Annotated in this window: 17 protein-coding genes and 1 pseudogene; 14 read left to right on the forward strand and 4 right to left on the reverse strand. The window is 53.1% G+C overall.

The window, feature by feature from the left end; all coding sequences use genetic code 11:
• The first annotated feature begins 11 nt into the window (after window positions 1-11).
• From RHH81_RS04080 to RHH81_RS04105, 6 genes are all read left to right on the forward strand, one after another.
• Window positions 12-197 carry a hypothetical protein gene (locus RHH81_RS04080; RefSeq protein WP_149820101.1) on the forward strand — a complete coding sequence of 62 codons (186 nt, stop codon included), beginning with the start codon at window positions 12-14 and terminating at the stop codon, window positions 195-197.
• Between the two features lie 10 nt (window positions 198-207).
• Complete coding sequence (locus tag RHH81_RS04085; protein WP_302678929.1) at window positions 208-951, forward strand: dienelactone hydrolase family protein; 744 nt, start codon at window positions 208-210, stop codon at window positions 949-951.
• Window positions 952-1,124: 173 nt separating this feature from the next.
• Entirely contained in the window at window positions 1,125-1,799 is a 675-nt protein-coding gene (locus RHH81_RS04090) for a hypothetical protein (RefSeq protein WP_302678930.1), read from the forward strand.
• A gap of 11 nt (window positions 1,800-1,810) precedes the next feature.
• Window positions 1,811-2,179, forward strand: coding sequence for an Npun_F0494 family protein (locus RHH81_RS04095; RefSeq protein ID WP_302678931.1), 369 nt, complete (start codon window positions 1,811-1,813; stop codon window positions 2,177-2,179).
• Between the two features lie 86 nt (window positions 2,180-2,265).
• Window positions 2,266-3,408, forward strand: coding sequence for a magnesium-protoporphyrin IX monomethyl ester (oxidative) cyclase (acsF, locus tag RHH81_RS04100; RefSeq protein ID WP_149820092.1), 1,143 nt, complete (start codon window positions 2,266-2,268; stop codon window positions 3,406-3,408).
• Window positions 3,409-3,680: 272 nt separating this feature from the next.
• Window positions 3,681-3,929, forward strand: a complete 249-nt coding sequence (locus tag RHH81_RS04105; RefSeq protein ID WP_190278043.1) for a hypothetical protein — start codon at window positions 3,681-3,683, stop codon at window positions 3,927-3,929.
• Here the strand turns inward: RHH81_RS04105 and RHH81_RS04110 are convergent.
• Window positions 3,871-4,860, reverse strand: coding sequence for a carbohydrate kinase (locus RHH81_RS04110; protein ID WP_310743429.1), 990 nt, complete (start codon window positions 4,858-4,860; stop codon window positions 3,871-3,873). The genes RHH81_RS04105 and RHH81_RS04110 overlap by 59 nt on opposite strands.
• A 114-nt stretch (window positions 4,861-4,974) precedes the next feature.
• Here RHH81_RS04110 and ndhC point away from each other — a divergent pair, with 114 nt between their 5' ends.
• From ndhC to RHH81_RS04135, 5 genes and pseudogenes are all read left to right on the forward strand, one after another.
• Window positions 4,975-5,337, forward strand: a complete 363-nt coding sequence (ndhC, locus tag RHH81_RS04115) for a photosynthetic/respiratory NAD(P)H-quinone oxidoreductase subunit C (RefSeq protein ID WP_149820086.1) — start codon at window positions 4,975-4,977, stop codon at window positions 5,335-5,337.
• 34 nt (window positions 5,338-5,371) lie between these two features.
• Window positions 5,372-5,878, forward strand: a complete 507-nt coding sequence (locus RHH81_RS04120) for an NAD(P)H-quinone oxidoreductase subunit J (protein WP_302678933.1) — start codon at window positions 5,372-5,374, stop codon at window positions 5,876-5,878.
• 252 nt (window positions 5,879-6,130) lie between these two features.
• Window positions 6,131-6,672, forward strand: a pseudogene (gene dprA / locus RHH81_RS04125) (DNA-processing protein DprA); the annotation flags it as partial.
• Window positions 6,673-6,708: 36 nt separating this feature from the next.
• On the forward strand, window positions 6,709-7,008 hold the full coding sequence (locus RHH81_RS04130; RefSeq protein WP_310743543.1) for a hypothetical protein: 300 nt from the start codon (window positions 6,709-6,711) through the stop codon (window positions 7,006-7,008).
• A gap of 29 nt (window positions 7,009-7,037) precedes the next feature.
• A complete protein-coding gene (locus RHH81_RS04135; protein WP_206201194.1) occupies window positions 7,038-7,322 on the forward strand; it encodes a DUF3288 family protein in 285 nt (94 codons plus the stop codon).
• Here RHH81_RS04135 and RHH81_RS04140 read toward each other — a convergent pair.
• Entirely contained in the window at window positions 7,319-7,885 is a 567-nt protein-coding gene (locus RHH81_RS04140; RefSeq protein WP_225901650.1) for a J domain-containing protein, read from the reverse strand. The genes RHH81_RS04135 and RHH81_RS04140 overlap by 4 nt on opposite strands.
• 108 nt (window positions 7,886-7,993) lie before the next feature.
• Here RHH81_RS04140 and RHH81_RS04145 point away from each other — a divergent pair, with 108 nt between their 5' ends.
• The gene (locus RHH81_RS04145; RefSeq protein ID WP_302678936.1) at window positions 7,994-8,767 is read left to right on the forward strand and encodes a WecB/TagA/CpsF family glycosyltransferase; all 774 of its coding nucleotides are present in this window, start codon (window positions 7,994-7,996) and stop codon (window positions 8,765-8,767) included.
• Here the strand turns inward: RHH81_RS04145 and RHH81_RS04150 are convergent.
• Window positions 8,735-9,982, reverse strand: coding sequence for a YcjF family protein (locus RHH81_RS04150; RefSeq protein WP_206201197.1), 1,248 nt, complete (start codon window positions 9,980-9,982; stop codon window positions 8,735-8,737). The genes RHH81_RS04145 and RHH81_RS04150 overlap by 33 nt on opposite strands.
• A gap of 360 nt (window positions 9,983-10,342) precedes the next feature.
• Here RHH81_RS04150 and hisA point away from each other — a divergent pair, with 360 nt between their 5' ends.
• A complete protein-coding gene (gene hisA / locus RHH81_RS04155) occupies window positions 10,343-11,116 on the forward strand; it encodes a 1-(5-phosphoribosyl)-5-[(5-phosphoribosylamino)methylideneamino]imidazole-4-carboxamide isomerase (protein ID WP_206201198.1) in 774 nt (257 codons plus the stop codon).
• Between the two features lie 38 nt (window positions 11,117-11,154).
• Entirely contained in the window at window positions 11,155-12,969 is a 1,815-nt protein-coding gene (locus RHH81_RS04160; RefSeq protein ID WP_206201199.1) for an ABC transporter ATP-binding protein, read from the forward strand.
• Here RHH81_RS04160 and ppk1 read toward each other — a convergent pair.
• Window positions 12,966-15,164 (reverse strand): polyphosphate kinase 1, encoded by a 2,199-nt coding sequence (gene ppk1, locus RHH81_RS04165; RefSeq protein WP_310743430.1) that lies wholly within the window; start codon window positions 15,162-15,164, stop codon window positions 12,966-12,968. The two genes, RHH81_RS04160 and ppk1, sit on opposite strands and share 4 nt — an antisense overlap.
• Window positions 15,165-15,189 lie beyond the last annotated feature (25 nt).

Below are 15,189 nucleotides of genomic sequence, written 5' to 3' on the forward strand. Positions count from 1 at the left end.
CGAGGTACAAGATGGAGTTACCCACCCTACAGGAACGTCTAGCAGTTGTTTTGGCGAAACGGGAGAGCCTCAAAAAGCTCTTGGAACTCCCCGGTCATGGCACCCTCACCATTGACATTGAATCCGCCCTCGCCGAACTCGATGAATTGATTAGCGACTTCAAGCGCACGTTTCCAGACCTCGACATTCCTGCCTAGGAGGTTCACGATGGTGGAGATTACCAGTCGTTGGGTCAAGGTGGTCAATGGCGATCTGCTGATTGATGCCTACTTAGCCGAGCCTGTTGCCCCCGGCCGCTATCCGGCAGTGATTGTCTTTCAGGAAATTTTTGGCGTCAATGCCCATATCCGCGATGTGACCGAACGTATTGCCCGCGAAGGCTATGTGGCGATCGCCCCCGCCCTTTACCAACGCTTTGCCCCCGGCTTTGAAACGGGCTACACCGCCGCTGATATTGATTTGGGGCGGCAGTACAAAAACCAAACCAAAGCCGAGGAACTCCTTAGTGACACCCAAGCGACCATTGCCTATCTGCGCGGCCTTGAAAATGTGGATGGGGATGCCATTGGTACGATTGGCTTTTGCTTTGGCGGTCATGTGGCCTATCTGGTGGCTCAGTTACCGGACATTAAAGCCACGGCCTCATTCTATGGCGCCGGGATGACAACCATGACCCCCGGCGGTGGCCTACCCACCATTGAAATCACACCGAAAATTCGCGGCACGCTCTATGCCTTCTTTGGCGATCGCGACCAAAGTATTCCCATGGAACAGGTGAAGCAAATTGAAACGGCGCTGCGCCATCACGGCATTCGCCACCACATCTTCATCTATCCAGCGGATCATGGCTTCTTCTGCGATCAACGGGATAGCTACGATGCAGCAGCAGCACGGGATGCGTGGGAACAAGTCAAAGAACTCTTCAACACCGTCCTACGGCAGCAACAGTGACCCTATCTTTACAGAACCTTTACATTTGACGCAGTTGCAGCGGAATGGGTTCAATACAAAGGGCTATAGTAAAAGTAGATTGCGTGTTCCCCATCGCCTAAACAATGCCAAAGGCAGTTGCCAAGCTTTAATATTCTTTTAAGTCATGTTCTTTATCCCCGCTGTTGCTGTCTATGACTACTCCTACCCACAAAGTTCTGCTGAAGCAGGGATCCCTTGTTCTCAAGCAGTGCAAAAAAGCCCTTCTTGAACGAGATATGGCTGTCCTTCAGCAGCAGGCACGCATTTTACAAGTTGCAGCAGTGGCATCCCGGCAAACGCTGATTGAGGCAGAAGCACGGCTCTTGGAGCAGGCAGCCCAGCAAAATCAACCCCGGCGAGCAGCGGAAATTCTGATGAAAATCAAAGAATGCTTGGTTGCCCTAGCGGGGGATCAACGTGACTTTGACAGCCTGCCAGGCGTGGCAGCAGAGACTGAGGCACCTGCGAAAAAGCCCCCCTTTATCCAGCGTCCCCATGATGACAGCTACACGAAACGCTTGGGGAACTATCTGGTTGAAGCAGAATTGGTGACACCCGCACAAATTGAAGTTGCCTTAGCCGATCAGCGAGCCACAGGGGCAAGACTCGGCGATATTTTGGTAGCACGGGGATGGCTGCGCAAGGGCACGATTGAGTTCATCATGGAGCGCGTGGTCTTACCCGATCGCCGTCGTCAGGAGGCAGAAACTCCCTCTTCGCCATCAACCTCTCCCGCAACTCAATCGCCCCGCACACCCCCCGCCCCTGGTACGTCAGTGAATGACCGGGCAACCTTCATTGATACCAGCCACTTAAATTCTCTGTAGGTTTGGCGGCAGTGGCGATCGCGTATTCTCCGAAGGTTTTGGAACGGGGCGATCGCGCCCTGCGCTGTAGTCCCTTTTTGCCCCTCTTGTTTCAGACAATGCAGCAGCGGAGTGTGGCACTCCTAGAAATTGTGGGCGAAGCGGGTCTTCAATCGGGATTCACGCGATCGCCCTTGCCTGTGCTCCTAGCAGAAGCAGAGTTGGACTGGTTGATCCGCGTCGGTTTACTGCGCCGCGAAGTGGATGGCCAAGGCCTCACCGATCGCTATCGCCTCACTCCCTTGGGGCAACAGTTGATTCAACGTTATCGCCAACCCACATGGGCGGCCTCTTGGGGCGATCGCTGGCGCAATCAACTCAGCCGCTGGTGGGGAATGTAACGGTTCTGTAATGACCTGTAATGCATTGGGGATTTTCGCTACCATGCTTTATGAGTGCCGTTAGCAAGAGCGAGACGCAGCTTTTTATGGTTAATACCGTCGCCAAACCAGAGTTTGAAGAACTGCGGCCGGGCATTAAAGCCCCCGCCAAGGAAACCATCCTCACGCCCCGCTTCTATACCACTGACTTTGAAGCGATGGCCAATATGGACATTACTGAAAACAAAGCAGAACTTCAGGCCATCCTTGAGGAATTCCGCTGCGACTACAACCGCCACCACTTTGTGCGGGATGCAGAATTTGAACAGTCTTGGGATCACATTGATGGCGAAACCCGCCAGTTATTTATTGAATTTTTGGAGCGCTCCTGCACAGCGGAATTTTCTGGCTTTCTCCTCTACAAAGAACTCAGCCGCAAGCTCAAGGATCGCAACCCCCTATTGGCAGAATGCTTTGCCCTGATGTCTCGCGATGAAGCCCGCCACGCTGGCTTCTTGAATAAAGCGATGGCCGACTTTAACCTATCGCTGGATCTTGGCTTTTTGACGCAGCACCGCAGTTACACCTACTTTGAACCGGAATTCATCTTCTACGCCACCTACCTCTCCGAGAAAATTGGTTACTGGCGCTACATTACGATCTATCGCCATCTGGAGAAGCACCCCGAACATCGCATCTACCCCATCTTCCGCTTCTTTGAGAACTGGTGCCAAGACGAAAACCGCCACGGTGACTTCTTTGATGCCGTGATGCGTGCCCAGCCGCAAATGCTCGATCGGCCGCGCACCTTCTGGCAAAAGATTAAGGAAATTCCCCTGTCCCTCTCTGGTAAGAAATGGGCACGCTACTTCATGGTCTGCTGGCTGCCACCAAAACTGTGGTGCCGCTTCTTCCTGCTCTCGGTCTTTGCCACAATGTACCTCAACGATTTGCAACGGGCGAAGTTCTATGCTGCGATTGGCTTGGATGCCCGCGAGTATGATCGTGAGGTGATTGCCAAAACCAATGAAACCGCAGGCCGTGTTTTTCCGGTGATTCTCGATGTCGATCATCCAGAATTTTATCAGCGGTTAGAGCGGTGTGTCGAAAACAATGCCAAGCTGACAGAAATTAGCAAGCAAAATGGCGGTTTTCTGAAGAAACTTCCCCTCTATCTCTCGAATGTGTGGCAAATGATCAAGTTGTTCTTGATCCCCGCCAAGGCACCCACGACGGCGGCAGTACGTTAATTTCCTCTGCGGCTTAAAAATATACTGATCTCCATGGGTTGCGTCTGCGGGCGTAACCTTTTTTTCACTTTTCCTACAATTGATGTCCGTATTATTACGGAGTGTTGCGGGAGTATGAAAAGAATCTAAAAGCACTTTTGACCACTGGGGATCGCTAAAACCTGCTTCCTAGGCCTCTTTGACCCTGTGATCGCTGCAAAAGTCGCTGAGGACAATTTCATAGGATGGAAGGTAGAGAGCCTAAAGATTTTACTTCGGAGTTGATCCCCGCGATGGACAGCCCAATTCTCACTCCCACAACTTGCCGCTTTTGCCGCTTCTATTATTCCGAAGGGCGGCGTGGTGGTACCTGTGAAAAACTGAATGTGCCGGTGCGGGGGTTTTGGCGGGCCTGTCCCTTGGCGGCAGCCATCCCTAGCCGTGAACATCAGCCAGCGATCGCGACAAGCCCATCAACCACTGCTAGGGCGGTGAGTGCGTCCGTATTTTTCTTTGAGGATGATCCCGAAGCCATTGAGTGACCTCAGCAAGGGTGGGTTGACCAGCGATCGCCCCCCGTTTTGTCGTCACGAGCGCCCCCACCACTGTGGCAAATTCTAAACAAGCAGCCTGCCATTGGGGGTCACGGTAGGTTTCCGGGCTGCCCTGTAATAATTGGGCAATCCAACCCGCAACAAAGCCATCGCCGGCACCAGTGGTATCCACAACGGGCATGGCGGGTGGTTGTAATTCCCCTTGATTTTCGTGCCAGCAGTAGTGAATAGTTTGATCCCCGTCAGTAATAACCACGGCATGGTCAGGTGCCGTCCCCCAAAGGGCACGATAGACAACTTGGGGATCACTGTCAGAGAAAAATAATTCCGCCTCTTCCTTGGCCAGTTTCAGGAAATGCGCCTGTGCTAAAAAAGGACGAATGCGTTCAGGAGCAGCACTCGCATCCCGCCAGAAGATTGGTCGCCAGTTGGCATCAATGAGAATAAAGGCACCGTTTTGCCGCAGTTGCTGGACTAGATGTTCAATGGTGGTGGCGGTGGCTTCACTGGCTAGTCCGAGCGTGCCGGTGACGAAAAATTGTGCCCCAGCTAGGAACGATGGCGAGACTTGCTGGCCAGAGAACTGCATATCGGCAAAGACAGAAGTTCCCGCTGGCGCAAATCCCACAAACTGGCGATCGCCCCCCACCAATTGAACGCGCACTTGCCGCGTCGGCACCCCAGCGACCCGCTCGACTGCTTCGATATTGACGCCCAAAGCGGCTAATTCGGCACAGGCTTGCTCCCCTAAGGCATCGTCCCCCACAGCCCCCAAAAAGGCCGCACTCACCCCCAACTTCACCAAACCACAGGCCACATTGGCCGGGGCACCCCCCAGAAAACACTGCGGGGGATCAGGGGGCACTTCTAAACAGTCAAAGAGGACTTCGCCAGCACAGAGGACAGTGGGTTGGGACATCGCTAATGATTCGCTATAGGGCAATTTAGTTTTTTCTATTGATCCCTAGCCTAGCGATCGCTAGGGGAGTGTGTCAAAATGGTAGCAATTCCAAGATCGAGGGACACTGCAACCGTGTTTGTTCTCAGTGGTTACGAGTATTTTCTTGGCTTTTTGATTATCTGTGGTCTGGTACCCGTACTGGCTTTAGCTGCCTCTGCGCTATTGCGTCCCAAATCCGGGCGGATGATCCGCTTGACGACCTACGAATCGGGGATGGAACCCATTGGTGGCGCGTGGATTCAGTTCAATGTGCGCTACTACATGTTTGCCCTCGTCTTTGTCATTTTTGATGTGGAAACGGTCTTTTTATATCCTTGGGCGGTGGCCTTCCATCAGTTGGGCTTACTGGCCTTTATTGAAGCCTTGATTTTCATTGCCATTCTGGTCGTGGCTCTAGTTTATGCGTGGCGCAAACGTGCCCTCGAATGGTCTTGAGTGAGTTGATTGCCTTTAGGTTGGAGCAGCGAACATGAGTGACACCCCCGAAGCCCCCATTGTTGAAGCTGGCCCTGTATACCGCCTTCTCCAGTCTCAAAACCTGAGTGTGGAATCCCTCGGTACCGATGCCTCTGGCGTAGAAATCATCAAAGTGGATCGCGATCGCCTGCTGGCGGTGTGCCAAGCCCTCTATGCCGACGGCTTTAACTATTTGCAGTGCCAAGCCGCCTATGATTCGGGTCCCGGCCAAGACTTGGTGAGCACATACCACCTGATCAAGCTCAGTGATAATGCCGATCGCCCCCCAGAGGTGCGGATTAAAGTCTTTGTCCCTCGGGATGATGCCCGTGTGCCTTCCGTCTATTGGATTTGGAAAACCGCCGACTGGCAAGAGCGGGAATCCTACGATATGTTTGGCATTGTCTATGAGGGGCACCCAAATTTGAAGCGCATCCTTATGCCCGAGGATTGGGTGGGCTGGCCGCTGCGCAAAGACTACATCACCCCTGACTTCTACGAGTTGCAGGAAGCCTACTAAGCTCCCTTGGTTCCCGCTGATGCTGCCTATTGGTACAGTTGGTCACAGGTACCCGGCCTTGGCTCGGTGTTACTCAAACGCCTCTGGCAGCACTTTGGCGATTTGCAAAAGGCTTGGGAAGCCCCCCTAGCTGCCTTGGCAGAGGTGGAAGGAATTGGCCCAAAGCTCCAAGGGGCGATCGCCCACTATCGTCAGCAGTGCCAACCCCTAGCTCTCTACGAGCACCACTGCCAGCAAAATCCCCACCATTGGGTGCTGAGTGACCCTCGCTATCCACCACTGCTGCGCGAAATTCCCGATCCGCCGCCCTTGCTCTACTATGGCGGGACTCGCATTTTAGAAATTCTCAGTCAATCCACACCAACTGTTGCCATTGTCGGCACCCGTGATCCTTCAGAATATGCGCAGCGTTGGGCGCACAAGCTGGGGTATGCCCTTGCCCAAGCTGGGTTTATTGTTGTTTCCGGCATGGCCGCAGGCATTGATGGCGCGGCGCATCGCGGCTCTTTAGAAGCTGGAGGTGCCACACTGGCCGTCTTAGCCACGGGTGTGGATATGATCTACCCACCGGAAAATCGTTCGCTTTATTACCAGATTCGTGAACGCGGGGGATTCTTGAGCGAGTATCTAGGGGCGTGGGTGCCGATCGCCCCCAATTTCCCCGTCGCAACCGCATCATTGCTGGTCTGTGCCGTGCGGTGATTATTGCAGAGGCTCCCTACAAATCCGGTGCCCTGATCACTGCTCGCTATGCTGCCGAGTATGGTCGTGATGTCTATGTGCTGCCGGGGCATCTCGATAACCACCGTGCCAAGGGTGCCCTGAGTCTGGTGAATCAAGGGGCACAGATTATCTTGGGAGAAGAAGCTCTCCTCGAACAATTGGGGCATACACCCCCCCTCGATCCAACACCCTTCTCAGCCCCACCGCCAACGCTATCGCCCCCCCAGCAACAGATTCTCGAGGCGATTCAACAACTGAGCCAAGGCAGCAATAGTGTTGCCTTTGATGACATTGTGCAGCGCGTACCCTTGGAAACAGGGGTGGTGATGGCAGAACTAATGCACTTGGAGCTAACGGGTTGGGTCGAGCAGCAGCCGGGGAATCGCTATCGCAAAACTAGCCGTTAAAGTTTCATCAATAAATCTTGGAGGGTAAAATGACAAACTCCCAGAACCTACAACATCCCCGTGAAGCCCAAGATCGGTTAGTCCTCGAGCGCTTGGGACAAGAGGGCATCAGTGATTACAACTTGGCGGAATTGGGGCGATTGCTGATTCGCTATGATGGCTTCCCCGGTGCCGAAACCAATAAGAAGTTAATGGCAGAGCTGCTAGAAAAATGGCAACTCACGGAGGAAGAACTGTTTGAGCGTACCCGTGCCATTCACGCTCGCGGCGGTGTTTACAAGCTGGGCAGCAATAAACGGGAGGATTGGACTTAGATTTCTTTGCCGTAGAGGCGATCAAGGGTACGAAAGTCCTTTTCTGCTTCTTGCCAAAGGAGTCGGTTATCCGGATCGGCTTTCAGCGCGCGATGCAGGTATTCCCGTGCCGCTTGGGGTTGGCGATCGCGAATGAGTTGCCTCGCCCAGCACTGATAGGTGACGGCTTGCCACTGGCGTACTTCGGCATCTTGAGGCAGCCGACTGGCCAACCCTTCCACAAGGGATATGGCACGTTGATAGCAGCGATATTTGAGAAATTCCTGAAGTTGGCGATAGCTAGCGTGCTTCAGTTCAATCTCAAAGGCAGAGAGAGGCGGCGGTGGCTGCGGTGGGCGAGATTGGGGTTCTGATTTAACAGGGGTAGGCCGAAAGGTGGGCAGTCCTCGTACTAATTTTTCATAGGCCTGTTGGAGGAGAATAAACTTCTCATGGGCAGTGCGATCGCCGGGGTTGACATCGGGATGATAGCGTCGTGCTAGCCGTCGGTAGGCGGATTTCACTTGAGCTAAGGACGCCCCTTGTGGCAACTCCAGAATGCGATAGCACTCTTCTAAATTCATTCCGCAGGGCACAACATGACATCTGCTTTGCATTGTCGGATGTTCACTTCGGTTCTGCAACCAATGTCCTACGCTGGAATCAAGTGAAACATGCGGAGTAGCCCCAGCGTGGAGTCGGCGCACATTTTAGGGACACGGATTGATGTCACCACCTACAACCAAGCCTGTGATCTAATCGCTGAGTGGATTGCTCAAGGCAAGGGGGGCTATGTGGTTGCCGCGAATGTTCATGTGGTGATGACGGGGGTGTGGCGATCGCCCTTTCAACGGGTGGTGAATGGTGCCCAACTGGTGACCTCTGACGGCATGCCCTTGGTGTGGGGCTTACGGCTCTTGGACTTTCCGCAAGCAGAGCGGGTCTATGGACCGGATTTGATGCTGGCGTTGTGCGATCGCGCCCAAGAGGAAGGCTGGCGTATTTTCCTCTATGGCAGTGCACCCCTCGTGTTAGAGCGGCTGCAACGAAATCTGCGAGAGCGCTTTCCCAAAATGCAGTTTGTGGGTGCCTACGCGCCTCCCTTTCGTCCCTTGACCCCTGAGGAGGAGGCCAGCGATCGCCAGCGCATTCTTGATAGCGGTGCTGATCTGGTTTTTGTCAGCCTTGGCTGTCCCAAGCAGGAGGAGTGGATGGCTCGCCAAAGCCCTTTTCTGCCGATTGTCTTGGTGGGTGTGGGAGCGGCCTTTAATTTTCACAGTGGCGTTGTGGCGCAAGCGCCTCGCTGGATGATGGCGATCGGTCTGGAGTGGCTCTTTCGACTCCTGCAAGAACCCCGCCGCCTCTGGCAACGCTATCTGCTGAACAATCCCGCATTTGTTGTGCTTTTTGCCGCTCAACTCCTGCGTTACTGGCTAGGCCGACGGCAAGGCAAGAGACTGTCCTAGGGTTTGCAAGGGAGAGCGTCCCACCTGTTGCTGTGCCCACTGAAGGCTTTGCTGCAATCGAGTCACCAAGGGCAGAGATTTTGCTTGGGGAGCAGTCTCAAAGTAATGGATCAAACTCAAGCCACTCAAGCGCAACACATAGGCTGCCGTTGCCCCCTGTAAACAGCTCCCTGCCAAATAGGTGAGGGAATTGCCCTTGAGCCACTGTCCTAGGGATTGGGTGCCCAGTTCCACAGCCCCCAACTGCACCATTAGCCGCAATAGCTCCTTGGCAAGGGGTTCAGCATCCGCCAAGCGAAAGGAGCGTTGGTAGATTTGACCGAGATCCCACGTGAGGCGCACCAATAGCCCCCCGGCCATGACGAGATCCAGAAGCGGAAGAGGATTCACTGCCGTTGCCGCCGCTGCCAGCCATTGGTAGCGTTCAATGATCGGGGTGGCTCGTTCTTGGCGATACTGGTTGAGGGCGGATTGCGCCTGTTGATGGAGTTGTTGGGCACGGCGATAGGTGCCGGCTAAGACCAGATTCGCTCGCTGTTGGGTGAGACAGTGCAGCACTGCGGAGGTGAGTTCTTGGGGATTGTGGGGTGTAAAGGGAATGAGTTGATCTTGTCCAATCTGGAGTTGTTGCAGTTGCTGCTGTAAATGCACTGCCACGCGATCGCAAAGCGCGCCCTTCGGGCGATCGCGCTCCTGCACCATTTCTGGATACCACACCACAAGAACGTGATAATGGCTTGCTTGCAATACCCGCAGCATCTCAAACTCACTGGCGGTAAGGGCACCCGTTACGGTCAAAAGCACTAAGTCTGCCTGGGGCACCGTTGCCAATGTTTGCTGCTGAAACGTACAGCTATCGAGGGGTAGGGTAGCGACGGCATCGTACACCCGATTGAGAGCATAGGCCGATTGCCCGAGAACACACACCTCAACCGTTGGGCTATCTAACCGCTGTTGGAGTTGGCTGTGGGCTGATTGTAGGGAGGCTTGGCGCTCTATGGGAAGTTCCTGCAAAAGGCTCCGCGTGTCTGCCAGTTGCTTTTCCAGTAATTGAGGATGCAGAGAAGGTTGAGGGGGAGCCGGGTTTGGCGCAGCGGGCGATCGCCGCCAGTACCAATAGCCCAACCCTAGACCAAGAATCAGCAGCCATCCCCACGGATGGTCATTCACCCAGCCACTCAACAACAAGAGAATAATGGCGGCAGCAACAGCCATGTCCTTGTACCCCAAGCAAATCCTTTGTTTGTTAGCTTACCGTGACTGGTGAGCAGCACTCAAATTCCCAAGGCTCGAGGAAATGCAGCCTGAATTTTCTGTCCGCCTATGAAGGTTTCCCCACCTGCTGCGCGAGGATCTGGGGGACATGTTCAAACGGAATCCCATTAAATCTGTTGCATAATCACGCGATCGCCACAGGAATTTAGACAGGGCGCGGCCTTCAATGGGTGGCTCTTGTCAATTCAGGAACGAAGGGGACTATGTTAGCAATCCTCCGATGCGCTTCACCCCTTGTGACTGCTAGGATGGGAGTTACGCTCAAATTTTCAATTTTTCAATTAAGGATTTCTGACGCCAATGGATGTTATCCCCGCCATTGATTTACTTGACGGCAAATGTGTGCGCCTAGTGCAAGGGGACTATGGTAAGGTCAAGGTTTTTCATGATGATCCTCTAAAAGTTGCCCTCTACTGGCAGCGGTTGGGTGCTCCCCGCTTGCATGTCGTTGACCTAGATGCAGCCAAAACGGGCGAACCGCGAAATTATGATCTGATTGCCAAGATCGTCGCCTCCCTTGAAATTCCTGTGCAGGTGGGGGGTGGCTTGCGATCGCGCCAAGCAGTGGCTGATCTCTTTCTCCAAGGTGTCAATCGTGCCATTTTGGGTACCGTGGCTCTTGAGGATCCAGAGCTAGTGGCCAGTTTGGCCGCAGAATACCCCGGACGCATTTGGGTAGGGCTGGATGCTCGCGATGGCTATGTGGCAACGCGGGGTTGGCTAGACACCTCAACGATCTTGGCCACCGATCTTGCCCAAAAAATGGCAACAATGGGGGTAGCAGGGTTGGTTTACACCGATATTCAGCGGGATGGCACTCTCCAAGGGCCGAATATTCCAGCACTGCGGCAGTTATTGGCGGCAACCGATCGCCCGGTCATTGCATCGGGTGGCGTGGGTTCCCTCACAGATATTCTCAGTCTCTTTGCCCTCAGTCCCCAAGGGTTATCGGGGGTGATCGTCGGTAAGGCACTTTATACCAAAGCAGTGGATTTGCGGGAAGCGGTTCGGGCTGTCGGTCAAGGTCGCTGGCAAGATATTCCGCCAGATTTGGGAAGCACGACTTGGGCATAAGTAGCCTAAGATCAAGGCGTTGTTACCCCTAAAACGGAATGTTAAAGCACCCTGCACTGCGCTCCCTTGGCAAAATTTGGCGACTACTGGATCGGGGCGATCGCTGGCAACTGGCAGGCATTGGTGTCTTGATGCTCATTGGCAGTATTTGGGAAGCCTTGGGGGTAGGCTTGGTGCTACCCTTTATTGCCGTTATTGAAAAGCCCAGTCGCCTCAATGATCTTCTGTTTTGGCGTCACAGTGCAGCCCCCTTAACCCCACAGGAAGAGTATCAATGGCTGCTCATTCTCAGCATTAGCTTCGCTATCCTCTTTATTTGTAAAAACCTATTTATTGCAGGGAGCAACTATCTTCAGTTTAAGTTTTTGAATGAAAAGCAGCGCAAATTTTCAGTGATGCTCTTGCGCAGCTATCTCTTTAAGCCCTATACTTTTCACTTGCAAAATAATACAGCAAAACTCATTCAAAATGCCAACAATGAAACCACTAATATTTTTAATGGCTACTTACTACCTTTGCTAATTATTATTTCAGAATCTTTGATTGTTTTTGCTATTTTTACAGTAATTATATTGAGTAATCCATTTATTTCCTTAGTTGTCATTGCAATTCTAGCGATTCTATCTTATCTCTTCTTTAGGTTCTTCCGTAAAAAACTGAAAAAAATCGGTGCTCAACGGGTTCACTACGCCCAAAAAGTGGTGCAAAGTATTAATCAAGGCTTAGGGGGTATTAAGGAAGTCAAGGTTTTGGGTCGTGAGCAGATCTTTCTCGATGTCTATGAAGAAAATCTGATTGAGGATCGCAAGGCCAACTTCTTCTTGAATTTTATTAACCAACTGCCCCGCTCCTATTTTGAAACCCTTGCGGTCACAGTCATTATTCTGATTATCATTCTGACACTGATTCAGCAGGGGTCAATGGCTCAGGTCTTACCTTTGATTTCTCTATTTGCGGCTGCTGCGTTTCGACTTTTGCCCTCGGCCAGCCGATTGATGGTGAGTTTGAATAGTGTCATTTTTTACTCTGCTTCTGTAGATATTATTTACGATGACATTTTAGAGGCACGATCGCTAGAAATTCATCAGCCAGAACCTGTTACGATCAAGCCTTTTTGCGATCGCCTCGAACTAATTGATCTGCACTACACCTATCCCAATGCCCCTCGGCCAGCCCTCTGTGGGGTTTCTCTCACAATTAAACAGGGGGAAATGATTGGCTTTGTCGGATCTTCAGGGGCAGGGAAAACCACGATTGTCGATCTAATTTTGGGACTCCTAGAACCTTCTCAAGGGGATATTCGTGTGGATGGTGAGAGTATTTACCACAACCTTGCCCAATGGCAACGGCAGATTGGCTATATTCCCCAAACCATTTATCTTTCCGATGACACGCTGCGCCACAACATTGCCTTTGGCTTACCGGCAGAGGCCATTGATGAAACGGCTTTGTGGGCGGCGGTAGAAGCGGCTCAGTTATCCACGTTTGTCCGTACTCTGCCTGAGGGACTAGATACCGTTGTGGGTGAACGGGGGGTGCGCCTTTCGGGAGGACAGCGCCAGCGAATTGGCATTGCCCGCGCCCTTTACCACAACCCCTCAGTGCTCATTATGGATGAAGCAACAGCGGCTCTTGACAATCAAACGGAAGCGGGAGTGATGGATGCGATTCAAGCCCTTAGTGGTGCAAAAACCATTATTATGATTGCCCACCGCCTCAGCACTGTCATGGCGTGCGATCGCCTGTACCTAATGGCCAATGGCCAAGTGGCGGCTGTCGGGAGCTACCAAGAACTCCTGCAAAACAGTCCAGACTTTCGAGCCATGGCGCAAGGGTATGCAGGCGCTAGCTAGCGGCTCGCTTCTACTTCCTTGAGGGTACGTGCCATTAAAACACGGTGGGTACCGCGTTCGGGTTCGCCGGAGGCTGGCTGTCGTTGCTGGTAGGTGCCATCGGGTTGCAGCTCCCACGCTTGGCGATTGTCTGCCAACATAATTTCCAGCAGCTCTTTGAGTTCCAGTTGAATGGTTGGATCTTGAATGGGGGTAATGGCTTCAACGCGGCGGTCTAAGTTGCGCGATCGCCAGTCGGCACTGCCAATGTAGTACTCTGGCTCGCCATTGTTGCCAAAGTAAAAAATCCGTGAGTGCTCCAAAAAGCGGCCAATGATACTAATCACCCGAATGCGATCGCTCACCCCCGGTACCCCCGGCCGCAGACAGCACATGCCACGAATAATTAGATCAATTTCTACCCCTGCTTGGGACGCCTCATAGAGGGCACGAATCACCTGCGTATCTGTGATCGCATTCATCTTGGCAATAATTCGGCCGGGGTGACTATTGCGGGCGTGTTCAATCTCACGGTAAATCAATTGCAGCGTGCGATCGCGCATTGTGACCGGGGCAACGAGAAGCTGGCGATAATCCCGTTGGCGGGAATAGCCCGTGAGCACATTAAAGAGTTCCGAGAGATCCGCTCCTAACTCGTCACGGCAGGAAAACAGCCCTAGGTCCTCATAGAGGCCAGCAGTTTTGGGATTGTAATTGCCCGTGCCAATGTGGACATAGCGACGAATTTGCCCCGCCTCTTGGCGCACAACCAAAACCGTTTTTGTGTGGGTCTTGAGACCCGGTACGCCATAGACCACGTGGACGCCCACTTTTTCCAGCTTCCGTGCCCAGAGGATATTGTTCTCCTCGTCAAAGCGCGCCTTCAGTTCCACCAAGACCGCCACCTGTTTGCCATTCTCTGCGGCTTTAATCAGGGCACTGACAATCGGCGAGTCCCCTGAGGTGCGATAGAGGGTCATTTTAATCGCCAGCACCTGGGGATCGTGGGCCGCCAAGGTGATAAAGCGCTGCACCGTTGCCGCAAAGGAATGGTAGGGGTGGTGCACCAGAATATCTCCCTCCCGAATCAGGCTAAATAGTTCATTGGCCACGGCTTCCCAGTAGTCGGTGCCCAAAGTTGTAATCTCACTGGTGGTGTCAAACATTGACTCCCGCTCTTCCACCCGCTGAAAACGGGGAGGCACTTGGGGGTGCCATTCCGAATCCTTCAAGTGGGGCAGGGGCAAGCTCATAAAGGCAAACAAATCATTGAGGCACAACAGACCATCCAGTTCATAGACATCAATCTCCTCAAGATCCATCTCTTCCATCAGGGTTTGCCTCAGAAGCGGTGGAATGCCCCGCTGCACCTCTAGACGCACCACCGAGCCAAAGCGACGCTTGCGAATTTCCTGTTCAATGGCAATCAGTAAATCATCCGCCTTGTCCGTTTCCAGTTCAAGATCAGCACTACGGGTAATGCGAAAGGCAAAGTAGGCCTGAATCTCCATCCCCGGAAAGAGAGCCCCAAGGTTGTGGGCAATCATTTCTTCGAGGGGAACGCCTAGCCAATGGGCACCTTGAGGCGAGTGCAAATGTTGGGGCAGGGCAACAAAGCGCGGAAACCGATTCGGTACCTTCACCCGTGCCAGTCGCTCTTGGCCAAATTCGGGATCACGGATCAGAACCGCAAGGTTGAGGCTGAGGCTAGAGATATAGGGAAAGGGGTGCGCCGGATCGACTGCTAAGGGGGTGAGCACCGGAAAAACTTGCGCTTGGAAGTAGTCGTTGAGGTAGGCCTGCTGCTCAGGGGTCAACTCATTAAAGCGGGTGAGAAAAATGGCTTCCTTGGCCAAGAGAGCACGCAATTCTTGGTCGAAATAGCGGTGTTGCTCAGTAACGATTGGTAGCAGATATTGCCGCACTGCTTGTAATTGCTCCGCTGGGGGCATGCCATCGGCTCCCCCTTGAACAATGCCACTTTCCACTTGCTGCTTCAAACCCGCCACCCGCACCATGAAAAATTCATCTAAGTTGGAACTGAAAATGGCCATAAATTTCAGCCGCTCTAGGAGCGGTGTGCGGGGGTCATAGGCCTCGTGGAGTACCCGCTTATTAAATTCCAGCCAACTCAGGGAGCGGTTGAAGTAGTACTGCGGATTCTGGAGGTCAATGGGGTTAGACACTTTACGGCGAGGGGACTTCGCAGGGGTCATAGCCGTTTGTTCTACGTTGTCGGTT

It is taken from the genome of Thermosynechococcus sp. PKX95, assembly GCF_031583295.1.
Taxonomy (GTDB): domain Bacteria; phylum Cyanobacteriota; class Cyanobacteriia; order Thermosynechococcales; family Thermosynechococcaceae; genus Thermosynechococcus.